Origin of the sequence: Spirillospora sp. CA-294931 (assembly GCF_050946795.1) — a bacterium.
Taxonomy (GTDB): domain Bacteria; phylum Actinomycetota; class Actinomycetes; order Streptosporangiales; family Streptosporangiaceae; genus Spirillospora.
In genome coordinates, this window is sequence record NZ_CP192006.1 from 6,730,012 (window position 1) to 6,742,921 (window position 12,910).

The 12,910-nt window shown below is 71.4% G+C and carries 10 protein-coding genes; 5 read left to right on the forward strand and 5 right to left on the reverse strand.

Translation table 11 applies throughout. The features are described 5' to 3' along the window. Positions 1 to 54: 54 nt before the first annotated feature. Positions 55 to 1,062, forward strand: coding sequence for a trypsin-like serine peptidase (locus ACQPY4_RS30355; protein WP_433326624.1), 1,008 nt, complete (start codon positions 55 to 57; stop codon positions 1,060 to 1,062). Between the two features lie 563 nt (positions 1,063 to 1,625). Here the strand turns inward: ACQPY4_RS30355 and ACQPY4_RS30360 are convergent. Further along, positions 1,626 to 2,861 carry an extracellular solute-binding protein gene (locus tag ACQPY4_RS30360; RefSeq protein WP_433326626.1) on the reverse strand — a complete coding sequence of 412 codons (1,236 nt, stop codon included), beginning with the start codon at positions 2,859 to 2,861 and terminating at the stop codon, positions 1,626 to 1,628. Positions 2,862 to 3,276: 415 nt separating this feature from the next. Continuing rightward, positions 3,277 to 3,624 (reverse strand): hypothetical protein, encoded by a 348-nt coding sequence (locus tag ACQPY4_RS30365; RefSeq protein ID WP_433326628.1) that lies wholly within the window; start codon positions 3,622 to 3,624, stop codon positions 3,277 to 3,279. A gap of 300 nt (positions 3,625 to 3,924) precedes the next feature. On the opposite strand from ACQPY4_RS30365, the gene ACQPY4_RS30370 reads away from it, so the two are divergent. Beyond that, on the forward strand, positions 3,925 to 5,478 hold the full coding sequence (locus ACQPY4_RS30370; RefSeq protein ID WP_433326630.1) for a phospholipid carrier-dependent glycosyltransferase: 1,554 nt from the start codon (positions 3,925 to 3,927) through the stop codon (positions 5,476 to 5,478). On the opposite strand, the gene ACQPY4_RS30375 is transcribed toward ACQPY4_RS30370, so the two are convergent. Then, entirely contained in the window at positions 5,414 to 6,919 is a 1,506-nt protein-coding gene (locus ACQPY4_RS30375) for a CoA-acylating methylmalonate-semialdehyde dehydrogenase (protein WP_433326632.1), read from the reverse strand. The genes ACQPY4_RS30370 and ACQPY4_RS30375 overlap by 65 nt on opposite strands. Then, positions 6,916 to 8,199 (reverse strand): aspartate aminotransferase family protein, encoded by a 1,284-nt coding sequence (locus ACQPY4_RS30380; RefSeq protein ID WP_433326634.1) that lies wholly within the window; start codon positions 8,197 to 8,199, stop codon positions 6,916 to 6,918. The genes ACQPY4_RS30375 and ACQPY4_RS30380 overlap by 4 nt, the downstream gene beginning before the upstream one ends. 131 nt (positions 8,200 to 8,330) lie before the next feature. Here ACQPY4_RS30380 and ACQPY4_RS30385 point away from each other — a divergent pair, with 131 nt between their 5' ends. From ACQPY4_RS30385 to ACQPY4_RS30395, 3 genes are read left to right on the forward strand one after another with little or no spacing between them, the layout of a single operon-like run. Beyond that, entirely contained in the window at positions 8,331 to 9,932 is a 1,602-nt protein-coding gene (locus tag ACQPY4_RS30385; protein ID WP_433326636.1) for a PucR family transcriptional regulator, read from the forward strand. An 18-nt stretch (positions 9,933 to 9,950) separates the two neighbouring features. Continuing rightward, positions 9,951 to 10,865 carry an aminoglycoside phosphotransferase family protein gene (locus tag ACQPY4_RS30390; RefSeq protein WP_433326638.1) on the forward strand — a complete coding sequence of 305 codons (915 nt, stop codon included), beginning with the start codon at positions 9,951 to 9,953 and terminating at the stop codon, positions 10,863 to 10,865. A gap of 33 nt (positions 10,866 to 10,898) precedes the next feature. Continuing rightward, positions 10,899 to 12,035 carry a glutamate--cysteine ligase gene (locus tag ACQPY4_RS30395; RefSeq protein WP_433326640.1) on the forward strand — a complete coding sequence of 379 codons (1,137 nt, stop codon included), beginning with the start codon at positions 10,899 to 10,901 and terminating at the stop codon, positions 12,033 to 12,035. Positions 12,036 to 12,087: 52 nt separating this feature from the next. Here the strand turns inward: ACQPY4_RS30395 and ACQPY4_RS30400 are convergent, their stop codons facing one another. Further along, complete coding sequence (locus tag ACQPY4_RS30400; protein WP_433326642.1) at positions 12,088 to 12,864, reverse strand: SAM-dependent methyltransferase; 777 nt, start codon at positions 12,862 to 12,864, stop codon at positions 12,088 to 12,090. Positions 12,865 to 12,910: the final 46 nt, after the last annotated feature.

Genomic DNA, 12,910 nt, shown 5'->3' on the forward strand with positions numbered 1-12,910 from the left:
CGTTTTCACGCGAAGTCAGCACCCGACCACGGGACGTGCAGGACACTGCAGGGCATGCGCAGACGCACGCTCGTCCCCGTGATCGCCACGACGCTCGCCACGGGCGCGGCGGCCGGCGCACTGGCTCCCGAGCCGGGGAGCCCGCCGCCCGCCGCGCCCGACCTCGCGGCCCGCGCCGTCCTCACTTCCCCGGACGCCGTCCGCCGCTACTGGACCCCGGGACGCATGCGCGCCGCCGAACGCACCGCCAAGCCGACCGTGACGCACGCTGAGCGGGCCGCCTGGATGAGGGCACGCCGCGGCGTGGCGGAGGCTGAGCCGGCCGCTCGAAGTGAAAGGCGTCTGAGGGCTACACGGACGTCAGGAGCGCGAGCGGGGGCTTCTGGCGGGGCTTTGTGGACGGGGGGCGGGGTGGTGGCGCGGACGACGGGCAAGGTGTTCTTCACGATCGGGGGACGCGACTCGCTGTGCTCGGCGGGCACCGTGCGCAGCGCCAATCGGGACGTGGTCGTCACCGCCGCGCACTGCGTCAAGCCCCCGGGGCAAGGGTGGGCGGAGAACTGGATCTTCGTCCCCGGGTACCGGGACGGAGCCAGCCCCTATGGCGGGTTCACGGCGCGGCGGATATTCGCCCCTGACCAGTGGACGCGTGACGGCAACGGTGACTTCGACGTCGCGTTCGTGGCGCTTTCCCCCGCCGACGGGCGGCATGTGGTGGACGCCGTCGGCGGGCTCCCGATCACGTTCGGCGGGCCGGACGGGCAGCCGGCGCACGCGTTCGGCTACCCGTCCGCGGCGCCGTATAACGGCGAGCGCCTGGCCTACTGCGACGGCCGTCCGGCACGCGACCCGAACGCGGCGACGGCGGGACGGGGGCTGCGCTGCGACATGACACGGGGCTCCAGCGGCGGCCCCTGGCTGACCGGTTTCGACCCGTCCACGGGCGGCGGCACCGTCGCGTCGGTCAGCAGCTTCAAGTACGCCAACGACGGCGGGACGCTCTACGGCCCGCGCTTCGGCGACGCCGTCCGCCGCCTGTACGAGCGCGCCCGGACGGCCTGAGGCGATACCGGCCGGCACCCCCGACCACCAGCCGACACGTCCGCGCCGGGCGTGAACTGGCCGAACTTTGCCCACCCTTGCACCGTGAGTAACAGGATCATCACTCATCCCGGCCTATAAAGGAATCACGTGACGTCGAAGGCCGCCTAATCGGGGGGTGAGCAATGGACCGCAACGGCGAGCTGAAGTTCGATCCCAGCCCGCTCAGTGACGCGCAGCGCCACGGCGACGCCTGTGTCGTGTGTCACAAGAGGTGGCCACGGCCCCGAGTGCGCGTCGGCATTCTGCCGGACGGTCCAGGGGTGTTCGCGTGCGCCGATTGCGCACCCGCCCTGCCGGTTCCCCGGGGGCGCAGGAGCCCCGAGGCTTCGACGATCACCAGCGCCACGGACCGGGTCACCGCGCCGGTCCTGGCGGGACGGCGGCCTTGAGGTAAGACCGCCGTCGGGGAGATCTCTCCATGTGGAGGGTGACCCGGGCCTTCGGGGGGAAGCCCGGGACCACCCGACAGGCGTGCCCGACTGGGGGCGGTCGGGCACGCCGGAGAGATCCCCAAGCCTCTTCTACTTCGAGACCTTCTTGGTGGCCTCGGTCCATGCCTTGACCCACTCGGCGTAGTCGGTGCAGTCGCGGCGGTCGCTCTGGGAGCCGCCGCCTCCGCACGACCTGAGCGGGGTGTGGGCGAAGATGATCTTCTCGATGTGGTCGCGGTCGCCGATGCGGTAGGCGTTGCAGAACGCGGCCTTGCGGCGGTCGCCCGAGCAGGTCTGGGGGTTGGCGGGCGCGACGCCCGACCACTCGGCGACCTGCTGCTGGACGTCCGGCGACGCCGTCCACTGGAGCCACTGGTACATGCAGTTGGGGTGCTGCGCACGCGCGCCGATCATCCAGGCGTCCATCCACCCGGTGGTGCCCTCCTGGGCGGCGCTGCCCTGGACGGGCTTGCCCGCGCGGGTCAGCACGTCGACCTGGTACGGCCATGCCTGGCCGAGGACGGCCTGTCCCGCGGTCGAGCCGGGGGTGGCCGATCCTCCGGCGAACTCGCCGACCGCGTCGGCGGGCAGGTCCCAGTACTTCTTGACGTGGGGGCGCTGCTTGACCAGGACGCGGGTGGCGGCGTCCAGCTGCTTGCGGGTGAGGGAGTACGGGTCGGTGATCTTGAGCTTGCGGTCCTTGTTCTTCAGGTAGAGGGCCGCCTCGGCGATGACCATGGGGCTGTCGCGCATGACGATGCGCCCGGAGTATTTCTTGGCCTGGTCGGGGTCGAACAGCGCGGCCCACTTGGTGGGGGCGGGCTGGACGGCGCGCGAGTCGGACATCAGCAGGTTCGAGCCCCAGACGTAGGGCACGCCGTAGATCTTGCCGTCGCGCTTGAGCAGGCCGCGCAGCTTGGGGTCGAGCTTCTTGTACCCGTCGACGAGGTCGGTGTTGACCGGGGTGATGTGCTTGGTGGACACCAGCTGGCCGGCCACCTCGGGCGGGGCGGAGACCCCGTCGTAGCGGCGGCCCTTGTTCTGCATGATGTCGGTCATCTCTTGGGCGTTCTTGGCGATCTTCCAGCCGACCTTGCAGCCCGTGCGGTCCTCGAACGGGGTGACCCAGTCGACGCGGGGGTCGCTGCCGCCGTTCTCGAGGTAGCCCGTCATCGTCACTAGGTTGAGGGCGCCCTCGCCCGGCCCCAGCGTGTTGGCCACCTGGGCCGTGCCCTTGGGCTGGTCTTCGCCGCTGCACGCGGCCAGCGTCGCGGCCGCCGCGGCGATGGTCACCGCCGAGACCAGCCGCCCGGCTCTCAGCCTCATGTCGCTCCCGCTCACGTCCCGACTACCCCGTCGGCGCAGCGTAGCGTCTCCGGCACCGCGGGGTGGCGGGGAGCGGACGTTCACCGCGAACCGGCCGGGACGGAAGGTCGTTCACCGTTCCGCAACGGGTCGGCGCGAGCGGATCGGCGGCATTCGGCAGAGAATCACTCCGGATTACCCGGAACGGCGCGCGTATTTACAAAAAGAACGACGGGCGGCCGATGTCACTGATTTACGGCCGCCCGAGCACTCCATTCGCGCTTATCTGAAAAGAAAGACCGCCACGGCCGGGAAGACAGTGGGTGCTGGCGTCCGCGCCACATACGGAGGTTGCTGGAGAGGGATATGGCGCGGGCTCTGTCTTCCCGGGACCGTGGCGGCACCGGCGGGCGTGGCGAGGTTGGGGAACAGCGGATCACCTTGCAGTGCTGCCTGGCCACGCGATCGCCGGAACCCGGTGGAACGGCGACGGTGTGACTCCCTCGAGACGGAGGAGATTCGAGGGGCGCCGCGCGTCCTGCCGGGGGCCATGGGACGGCCTGGGGCCGTTGTGAATCAGCGGTTGCCTGAGGTCGGCGGCGTGCTGGATCACCTCTATCCTGGCGATGAGCCGCTGCGGGGTCTCCGCCTCGACGAAGTCGCCGATGTCGCGGTCGCTGGGCGGCAGGGCCCACCAGCGGCGGGTGCACCGGCCGAACCAGATGGCCCAGCCGGGGTAACGCCGGCCGAGCGCCTCGACCTCGGCGGCATGGTCGTCAGCCATTGCGCGGCTCCCTGCGCTCCGACCCCGTTTCCGGTTACGACTCCGGACTTCCGACTTTTAGCAATTCGTCCCAATTAATTGAGACATTCAGATTGTGTCGCCCGCCACAGAGTGAGTCAACACTTGTAGCTATTATTTGTCGGGGCCCTTGGGACGGAAATTGACGACGAAAATATCCGGGCGGCAGAAATTATCATGGCGCCGGACCTGCCCTTTCTCACGCACCGGCGGCGGTCTCTCACCGCACGCCATGTCGTGTTCACCTCCGCGTCATCCACCGCCCCTAATGTGATCTTCCCTGTGACCGAAGACACCGCTATCCGACCCGGCCTGCGCGAGCGGTCCATCGCCCTGTGGGCGAACCGTCCCGCGCGCCGCCTGCCCCGGCCACCGAGCCCGCGGGCCGTCCTGCGCTCCACCGGCGCCTTCCTGCTGACCCACGTGGTCTTCCTCATCGCGCTCGCCGGCGGGACGTTCCTGCGCTGGGGCACCGTCCAGGGCTATCCCGGCGTCCTGTGGTTCACCGGCGACTCGTACTTCTACATCGGGCGCGCCCTGCGGGTGAACCCGTCGCCCAGCAAGTCGCTCGGGTACTCCTTCATGCTCGACGTGATGGGGCCGCTGCACAGCTACACCGCGATCGCGGTCGTCCAGCACCTGATGGGGCTGTCGATCGCGGTCATGGTGTACGCGCTGCTGAGACGCGCCCGGCTCCCCGGGTGGCTGGCGGCCGTGGTGACCTTGCCGATCCTGTTCGACGCCTACACCATCGAGCTGGAACACCTGCTGATGTCGGAGGCGCTGTTCACCTTCTGCATCGCGGCGGCCGTGACGCTGCTGCTGTGGCGCTCGGACGGGCCGTTCTGGTGGGCCGCGGCGGCGGCCGGGGTGCTGCTCGGCTACGCCGTGCTGGTGAGGTCGGCGGGGGCTCCGCTGATCCCGCTGGTGCTCGTGTGCCTGCTGCTGCGCCGCAAGGGCTGGCGCGCGGCGCTCTCGTTCGGGGTCGCGGCGGCGATACCCGTGGTCTCCTACGCGATCTGGTTCGAGTCGCACATGGGCTCCTACGGGCTGACCCGCAGCGACGGGCTGTTCCTGTGGGGCCGCACCTCCTCCTTCGCCGACTGCGAGAAGATCAAGCCGCCCTACCACGAGCGGCCGCTGTGCCTCGATCCGGCGATCAAGGCGGAGAACGATCCGCCCGGCCATCTGATCTGGCGCAACGACATCCCGCCGCGCAAGGTGTACGACAACGTCACCTCGCCGCTGGCCAACAAGGTCCTGCGCGACTTCGCGATCCGCGCGATCCTCGCCCAGCCGGACGACTACGCCGCGACCGTGGCCGACGGGGTCGGCAAGGCGTTCAGCCCGAACCGCTTCCCCGTCCCGACCGCCAACACCGAGTCGCTGTACCACTTCCCCGACCACCCGCAGATCTTCCCCGCGGGCAAGTCATGGGCGGGCGGCGGCACCGCGATGTCGGACGCCATGACCTACGGCCGCACCGACCGGCCCAGCCGCGTCGAGAAGCCCTGGTCCAGCCGGATGATCACCTACCAGGAGAACGTCTACCTGCCGGGTCCGGCGCTGGGCGTGCTCTTCGTGATCGGCGGCCTGGGCATCCTGGTGGCGCGCAACAGGCGCGGCCTGCTGCTGGTGTGGGCGACGGCGGCGACGCTGCTGGTGTTCCCGATCGCCAGCGCCGACTTCGACTACCGGTACGTCGTCCCGACGATCCCGTTCGCGTGCCTCGCCGCCGGACTCGCCCTCACCGGCTTCACCCGGCTGCCGCTCAGCCGTTTGTCGGGAATCCGAGGTTCACTCCGCCGTGAGAAGGATCAAGCCACCGAGAAGTGACGGCCTTGGTACGGGTGTAGAAGTGGACGCCCTCGGTGCCGTGGGCGTGGCTGTCGCCGAACAGTGACTCCTTCCAGCCGCCGAAGGAGTAATAGGCCATCGGCACCGGGATCGGCACATTGATGCCGACCATGCCGACCTCCACCTCGTTCTGGAAGCGGCGGGCCGCGCCCCCGTCATTGGTGAAGATGGCGGTGCCATTGCCATACGGGTTGGCGCTGATCAGCTCCAGTGCCTCCTCGTAGGACGCGACGCGCACGACCGACAGCACCGGTCCGAAGATCTCGTCCCTGTAGGCGTCCATCTCGGGCGTCACGTGGTCGAGGACGGTCGGGCCCAGCCAGAACCCCTCGCCGGGGTCGCCCAGCACCGGCGTCTCGCGCCCGTCGACGGCGAGCGTGGCACCCTGGGCGACGCCGCCGTCCAGGTAGGAGACGACCTTGTCGCGGTGCTCGCGGGTCACCAGCGGACCCATCTCGGCCCGGGGGTCGTCGCCGGGGCCGACCTTGAGTTCGGCCACACGCGCGCGGACGCGGTCGAGCAGGTCGTCCCCCACCGGGTCGACCGCGACCACCACGGAGATCGCCATGCAGCGCTCCCCCGCCGACCCGAACCCGGCCGACACCGCGGCGTCGGCGGCCAGGTCGAGATCGGCGTCCGGCAGGACGACCATGTGGTTCTTGGCCCCGCCGAGCGCCTGGACGCGCTTGCCGTTGCGCGCGGCCGTCTCGTAGATGTGGCGGGCGACGGGCGTCGAGCCGACGAAGCTGACCGCCTTGACGTCGGGGTGGTTCAGCAGGCCGTCCACGGCGACCCGGTCGCCCTGCAGGACGTTGAAGACCCCGTCGGGCAGCCCGGCCTCGGCCCACAACTCGGCCAGCCGCAGCGAGGCCGAGGGGTCCTTCTCCGACGGCTTGAGCACGAACGCGTTGCCGCACGCGATCGCCACCGGGAACATCCACATCGGCACCATGGCCGGGAAGTTGAACGGGGTGATCCCCGCGACGACGCCGAGCGGCTGGAGGATGGAGTAGGCGTCCACGCGCGACGACACGTTCTCGGAGAACCCGCCCTTGAGCAGGTGCGGGACGCCGCAGGCGAACTCGACGACCTCGAGCCCGCGCGCCACCTCGCCCGCCGCGTCCGAGACGACCTTGCCGTGCTCGGACGAGATCAGCCGCGCCAGCTCGCCCGCGTGGGCCGCCACCAGCTCGCGGAAGGCGAACAGCACCCGGGCGCGCTGGGTCAGCGAGGCGTCGCGCCAGGCGGGGAAGGCGGCGCGGGCCGCGGCGACCGCCTGGTCGACCTCGTCGGGCGAGGCCAGACCCACGGTCGCGCCGACCCGGCCGGTCGCCGGGTCGTACACCTCGCCGTACCGCCCGGACGCGCCGGCGACGGCCTTGCCCCCGATCCAGTGCGTGATCTCCCTCGGTTCGGTCATGGGGTCGCCTCGTTCACGGCTCGGACGGAGTCGATCAGGATGCCGAGGCCCTCGGCGGCCTCGGCGTCGGTGAGGTTCAGCGGCGGTGCCATGCGCACCACGTTGCCGTACAGCCCGCCCCGGCCGATCAGCAGCCCCCGCTCACGGGTCGCCTCCATCAGCGCGGCGGCCAGCCCGGCGTCGGTCAGCTCGATCGCGAACATCAGGCCCTTGCCCCGGACGTCGATCACCACCGGCAGGTCGGCGACCGCGTCGCGCAGCCCGCCGAGCAGGACGGCACCCTGCCGCGCGGCGTTGGCCTGGAGATCGTTGTCCAGGACGTAGTCGAGGGTCGCGTTGGCCGCGGCCATCGAGATCGGGTTGCCGCCGAAGGTGGAGACGCCGGTGGCGTGCGGGCCGTCCATCAGGTCGCCGCGCGCGACCACGCCGCCGACGGCGAAGCCGTTGCCCAGGCCCTTGGCGAAGGTCATCATGTCGGGCGTCACGCCGTGGTTGTGGATGCCGAAGAAGCTCTGGCCCGTGCGTCCCCAGCCCGTCTGGACCTCGTCGGAGATGAACAGGATGCCGTGCTCGTCCAGCACCTCCTTGTAGGCCGCGAAGAAGCCGTCCGGGGGCATGGTGAAGCCGCCGACGCCCTGGATGGGCTCGGCCAGCAGGGCCGCGACGCCCTGGCCCGTGACGGTCGCCAGGACGTGCCGCAGATCCTCGACGCACGCGGTGGTGTAGTCGGCGTCCGAGAGCGTGGTGAACTGCGGCAGGTGGCGGTCGCCCCCGTGCAGGAAGTGGACGTCCAGCGGCGAGTAGGACAGGTTCGTCCACGAGCGGTTGCCCGTCACGGCCACGGCCCCGAACGAGCGGCCGTGGTAGCTCTGCCGCATGGCCAGCACCTGGTCGCTGCGCCTGGCGTAGGCGGCCAGCAGCAGCGCCGTCTCGTTCGCCTCGGTCCCGGAGTTGGTGAAGAAGACCTTGGCGTCCGGGATGCCGGAGAGCCGGGCGATCTTCTCGGCCAGCTCCACCTGGCCCCGCAGCAGGTAGACGGCGGAGGTGTGCACGATGCCGGTGGCGAGCTGCCGCTCCACCGCCTCCCGCACCTCGGCCACGTCGTAACCGATCATGTTGGTGAGGATCCCGACGAAGAAGTCGAGATAGGTGGTCCCCTCGGCGTCGGTCACACGGGCGCCCTTGCCGCCGACGATCTCGATGGGGTTCTCGTAGTGCAGCGGCGACCAGCGAGGCATCACGGCGCGGTGACGCGCGAGCAAACTCGAATGTTCCGGCATTCCCCAAGTCTGGGCGGCCCGTCCCCCGCACGGCTACCAACAGAGCGTCAGGAACCAAGCCTGCACATTGACAGTGTGGGTGTGGGGGGACGTCCCTGGGTGGAGGGTTGTGACTGGATATCCTGCGGGAAATGCTTCCCACACTGGCCGATGTGCTCCAGCTTGAGGCGGTCCGCCGAGGACAGCCGCATGTCGTCGCGGGCAAGGACCGGCTGGGCAACCGGATCCGCTGGGTCCACGTGGCCGAGGTCACCGATATCGCGCACCTGCTGCACGGCGGTGAGCTGGTGCTCACCACGGGCATCGCGCTGCCGGACGAGCCCGGCAGCCTGCGCGACTACATCGGGGAGCTGGCCGAGGTCGGCGTGACCGGTCTGATGATCGAGCTGGGCCGTCGTTACGCGCAGGAGCTGCCGCCCGCCCTGCTGGCGGCGGCGGAGGAGCATGGGCTTCCGGTGATCGTCTTCGCGCACGAGCCGGTGTTCGTCGACATCACCGAGTCGGTGCACGCCCGCATCCTGCAAGATCAGTTCGCCGAGCTGCGGGCGTCCGAGCAGTTGCACGAGGTGTTCACCCAGCTTTCGGTCGAGGGAGCCTCGACCGACGAGGTGGTGCGCCGGGTCGCCGAGCTGGCGGGCCATCCGGCGGTGCTGGAGAACCTGTCGCACCAGGTGCTGGCCGCCGACGCCGGAGGGCTCGACCCGGCCGAGCTGCTGTCGGCCTGGGAGAACCGCTCGCGGTCGGTGCGGCCCGACCGCCGCACGGCCTATGACGAGGCGTCCGGCTGGCTGGTCACCACGGTGGGCGCGCGCGGGGAGGACTGGGGCCGGCTGATCATCCTGTGCGAGGCCGAGCCGTCCCCCCGGGAGACCGTCCTGATCGAGCGGGCCGCGACGACGCTGGCCCTGGGCCGCCTGCTCGACCGGCAGGCCGAGAGCGTCGAGCGGCAGGCCCACGGGACGATCATCGCCCGGCTGCTGGCGCACTCCTACTCCGACCCCCAGGAGGCGGCGGCCCGTGCGCGCGCACTCGGTGTCCCGTTGTCGGGACGGCGGCTGCTCGGGGTCGTCCTGCGTCCCCGGGGGCCCGGAGTCGCCCTGCCCGCGCTGGCCGAGACCGTGTCGGCGGCCTGCAAGGAGGCTCGGCTGGCGGCGCTGGTCGGCCTTCTGGAGGAGGGCGGTCCCGGAGCCCGGGTGGGGGTCCTGGTGTCGCTGCCCGCCCGTGCCGACACCGAGACGGCGCTGCACGACGTCGCCGCCCGCGTCCGCAAGCAGTGCGGCGGCGACGCGGTGATGGCGGCGGGCTCGGTGGTGGAGTCGATCCGCGACGTCCGCCGCTCGTTCCTGGAGGCCGAGCAGGTGGCCGCGGTCGCGTCCCGATCGTCGGGCGACCGGCTCCTGTACCGACTGCCCGACCTACGCCTGCGCGGCTTGCTGCACCTCCTGCGCGACGACACGCGCCTTCAGACGTTCGTCGAACGGGAGCTGGGTCCCCTGTTGTCGTACGACGCGCAGCGGGGCAGCGACCTGACCCGTGTCTTGGAGCTCTACCTGGAGTCGGGGCGCAACAAGGCCGTCGCGGCCCAGCAGGCGCATCTGTCGCGGCCCGCGTTCTATGAGCGGCTGCGCCGCATCGAACGCGTCCTGTCGGCCGACCTGGACGATGTCGAGTCGTGCGTTTCCCTGCACGTCGCTCTGCTGGCACTCGATTCGGTGCGGTGGGAACGCTCCTGACAGGTACCATCCGGCGATGTGACCAAGATCGAGATCCCGGCCGCGCTGGTGGAGTCCCAGACCGAGTTCAACGGCGACGAGGGCGTGGCGTGGGTCGAGCGGCTCCCCGGACTGGCCTCCGGCTGCCTGGAACGGTGGGACCTGCGGCTCGACGGAGCCCCGCTCAACGGCCTGGCCTCGCTGATCCTGCCGGTGCTGCGCGCGGACGGCGAGTCCGCGATGCTCAAGCTCCAGCTGATGGACGACGAGACCGAGGGCGAGCCCGTAGCGCTGCGCGCCTGGGGCGGGCAGGGCGCGGTCCGGCTGCTGGAGGACGCCCCCGAAGACGGCGCCATGCTCCTGGAGCGCGTCCGGCCCGGCCACACCCTGCTGACCGTCGCGGACGAGACCGAGGCGCTGACGATCCTGACCGGCGTCCTCGGGCGGCTGGTGGAGCACCCGGCGCCGCCGGAGCTGCGCACGCTGCGCGACGTCGCGCACGCCATGCTGGCCGAGGCGCCCGCCGCCCTGGAGAAGCTGGTGGACGACGAGGAGCGCGAGCTGTCACGGGCCTGCGCCGCGCGCCTGGCCGAGCTGGCCGACGAGCCCGGCGACCGCCTCCTGCACTGGGACCTGCACTACGAGAACGTGCTGGCCTCGACGCGCGAGCCCTGGGTCGCCATCGACCCCAAGCCGCTGGCCGGAGACCCCGGATTCGACCTGCTGCCCGCCCTGCACAACCGGTGGGACGAGGTCGAGGCGTCCGGCGACGTCCACCGGGCCGTCCGGCGCCGGTTCGACCTGATGACCGAGATGCTCGGCCTCGACCGCGAACGGGCGGCGGGATGGACGCTGGCCCGCGTCCTGCAGAACACCCTCTGGGAGATCGAGGACGGCGACGACGAGATGAGCGAGGTGCAGTACCTCGTCGGCGAAGCGATGCTGAAGATCTGACGTACACCGGGCCCTCGCGGGCAGGAACACTCAGTGGAGAACGACGTCCGGACCTTCGGCGTCGAGGAGGAACTGCTCCTCGTCAGCCCCGGCAACGGCGCGCCGCTGGCCGTTTCGGGAGCCGTGATCCAGTACGCGCGCGAGCACGGTGGCCTGCCCCTGGCCGGGGAGGGCACGGCGGGGCTGCTGGAGACCGAGCTCAAGCGCGAGCAACTGGAGACCGCGACGCGGCCCTGCGCCTCGCTGGCCGACCTGTCCGCCCAGATCCGCCTGGCGCGGGGCGCCGCGGCCGAGGCGGCGGCCGGGGTCGGCGCCGCCGTGGCCGCGCTGGCCACCTCACCGGTGATCGTCCGGCCCTCGGTGACGCCGTCGAGCCGCTACCTGCGGATGGCCGACGCCTACGCCATGACGGCGGCCGAGCAACTGACCTGCGGCTGCCACGTGCACGTCAACGTCGAGTCGCCGGACGAGGGCGTGGCCGTCCTCGACCGGATCCGGCCGTGGCTGCCGCCGCTGCTGGCCCTCAGCGCCAACTCGCCGTTCTGGCAGGGCCGCGACACCGGGTACGAGAGCTGGCGGCAGCAGGTCTGGGGACGCTGGCCCTCCAGCGGCCCGACCGAGCTGTTCGAGTCGGCCAAGGTCTACCGCGAGACCGTCGAGACCCTGGTCGACAGCGGGACGCTGCTGGACGACGGCATGATCTACTTCGATGCCCGGCTGTCGCGCCGCTACCCGACCGTGGAGGTCAGGGTGGCCGACGTCTGCCTGCGCGCCGACGACACCGTCCTGCTGGCGGCGCTCGTCCGGGCCCTGGTCGACACCGCCGTCCGGGCGTGGCGGGCGGGCGTGCCGCCCGACCCCGTCCGCACCGATCTGCTGCGGATGGCGATGTGGCGCGCGAGCCGCTCCGGGCTGCGCGACTCGCTCGTCCACCCGGTGACCCGGCGCCCGGCCCCGGCGAGCGAGGTGCTCGACGGCCTCATGGACCATCTGCGCCCGTCCCTGGAACGGTCGGGCGATTTCGACGCCGCCGCCGCGATGCTCGACCGGGTCCGCTCGGCGGGCACCGGCGCCCGCTTCCAGCGCGAGGTCTACGCCCGCACCCGCGACGTGACCGCCGTCGTCGCCGCGGCCGTCGAGGAGACCTGGGGAGTACCGAACACGCCCTGACCGCCGGACCCGGCGCCCGGTGGATCTGGACGTCGCGCCGGCGGTCGGGGCGCTAGCGCGTTCCCACGGCGCCGACGATGCGGAGGCCCGGGTCACGTGGAGCGGTGCAGGTGCCCTGCCAGAGGTCGACGTCGACGAGGCCGGGCGGGACGAGGGTGAGGTCGCCGAAGAAGGCGCGGATCTCCTCGTCGGACCGGCAGGCCAGCGGCACATGGGCGCGGGAGTAGACCTCCCGGACGGCGTGGAGCGTTTCCGGCGCCGAGCCCGTCACGGTGGCATGGGTGATGACCAGCTGGCTGCCGGGGGCCATCCGGGCGCGCAGCGCGGCGGTGATCCGCTCGGCGTCCGGGCCCGGAACGTAGTGCAGGACGGTGCCGAACACGTACGCCACCGGGCTCGCGGGATCGATCAGGGCGTCCAGCCGGGGCACGGCGTCGGTCAGGTCGGCCTGGAGGACGTGGACGTCCTCGTCGCCGGGCATCAGCGCGCGGTAGTGGGCCGACACGACCGGGTCGCGGTCGACCAGGACGAGACGGACCCCTTCGCCGCGGGTGCTGTCGAGCACGCTGGGGTAGGTCGGGAGGCCGCCGCCGATGTCGACGACCTGGCGGACGCCGGAGCGCAGGGCGTGCCGGACGGCGCGGGCGATCATCCAGCGGTTCGCGCGGGCGAGCCGGGGAGCCTGGGGAAGACATCGGATGAGATCCGCCACCGCGACGCGGTCGGACTCGTAGTTGTCCTTGCCCCCGAGCAGCCAGTCGTACATGCGCGCGACGCTCGGCGCCTCCAGGTCGAGCACGGCGGCGTGGTCGTTCTGGGGAAGCGTCAAGTCACTGCCTTGTCATGACAAGGGCCCCTCTGCTGCAGACCAAGTC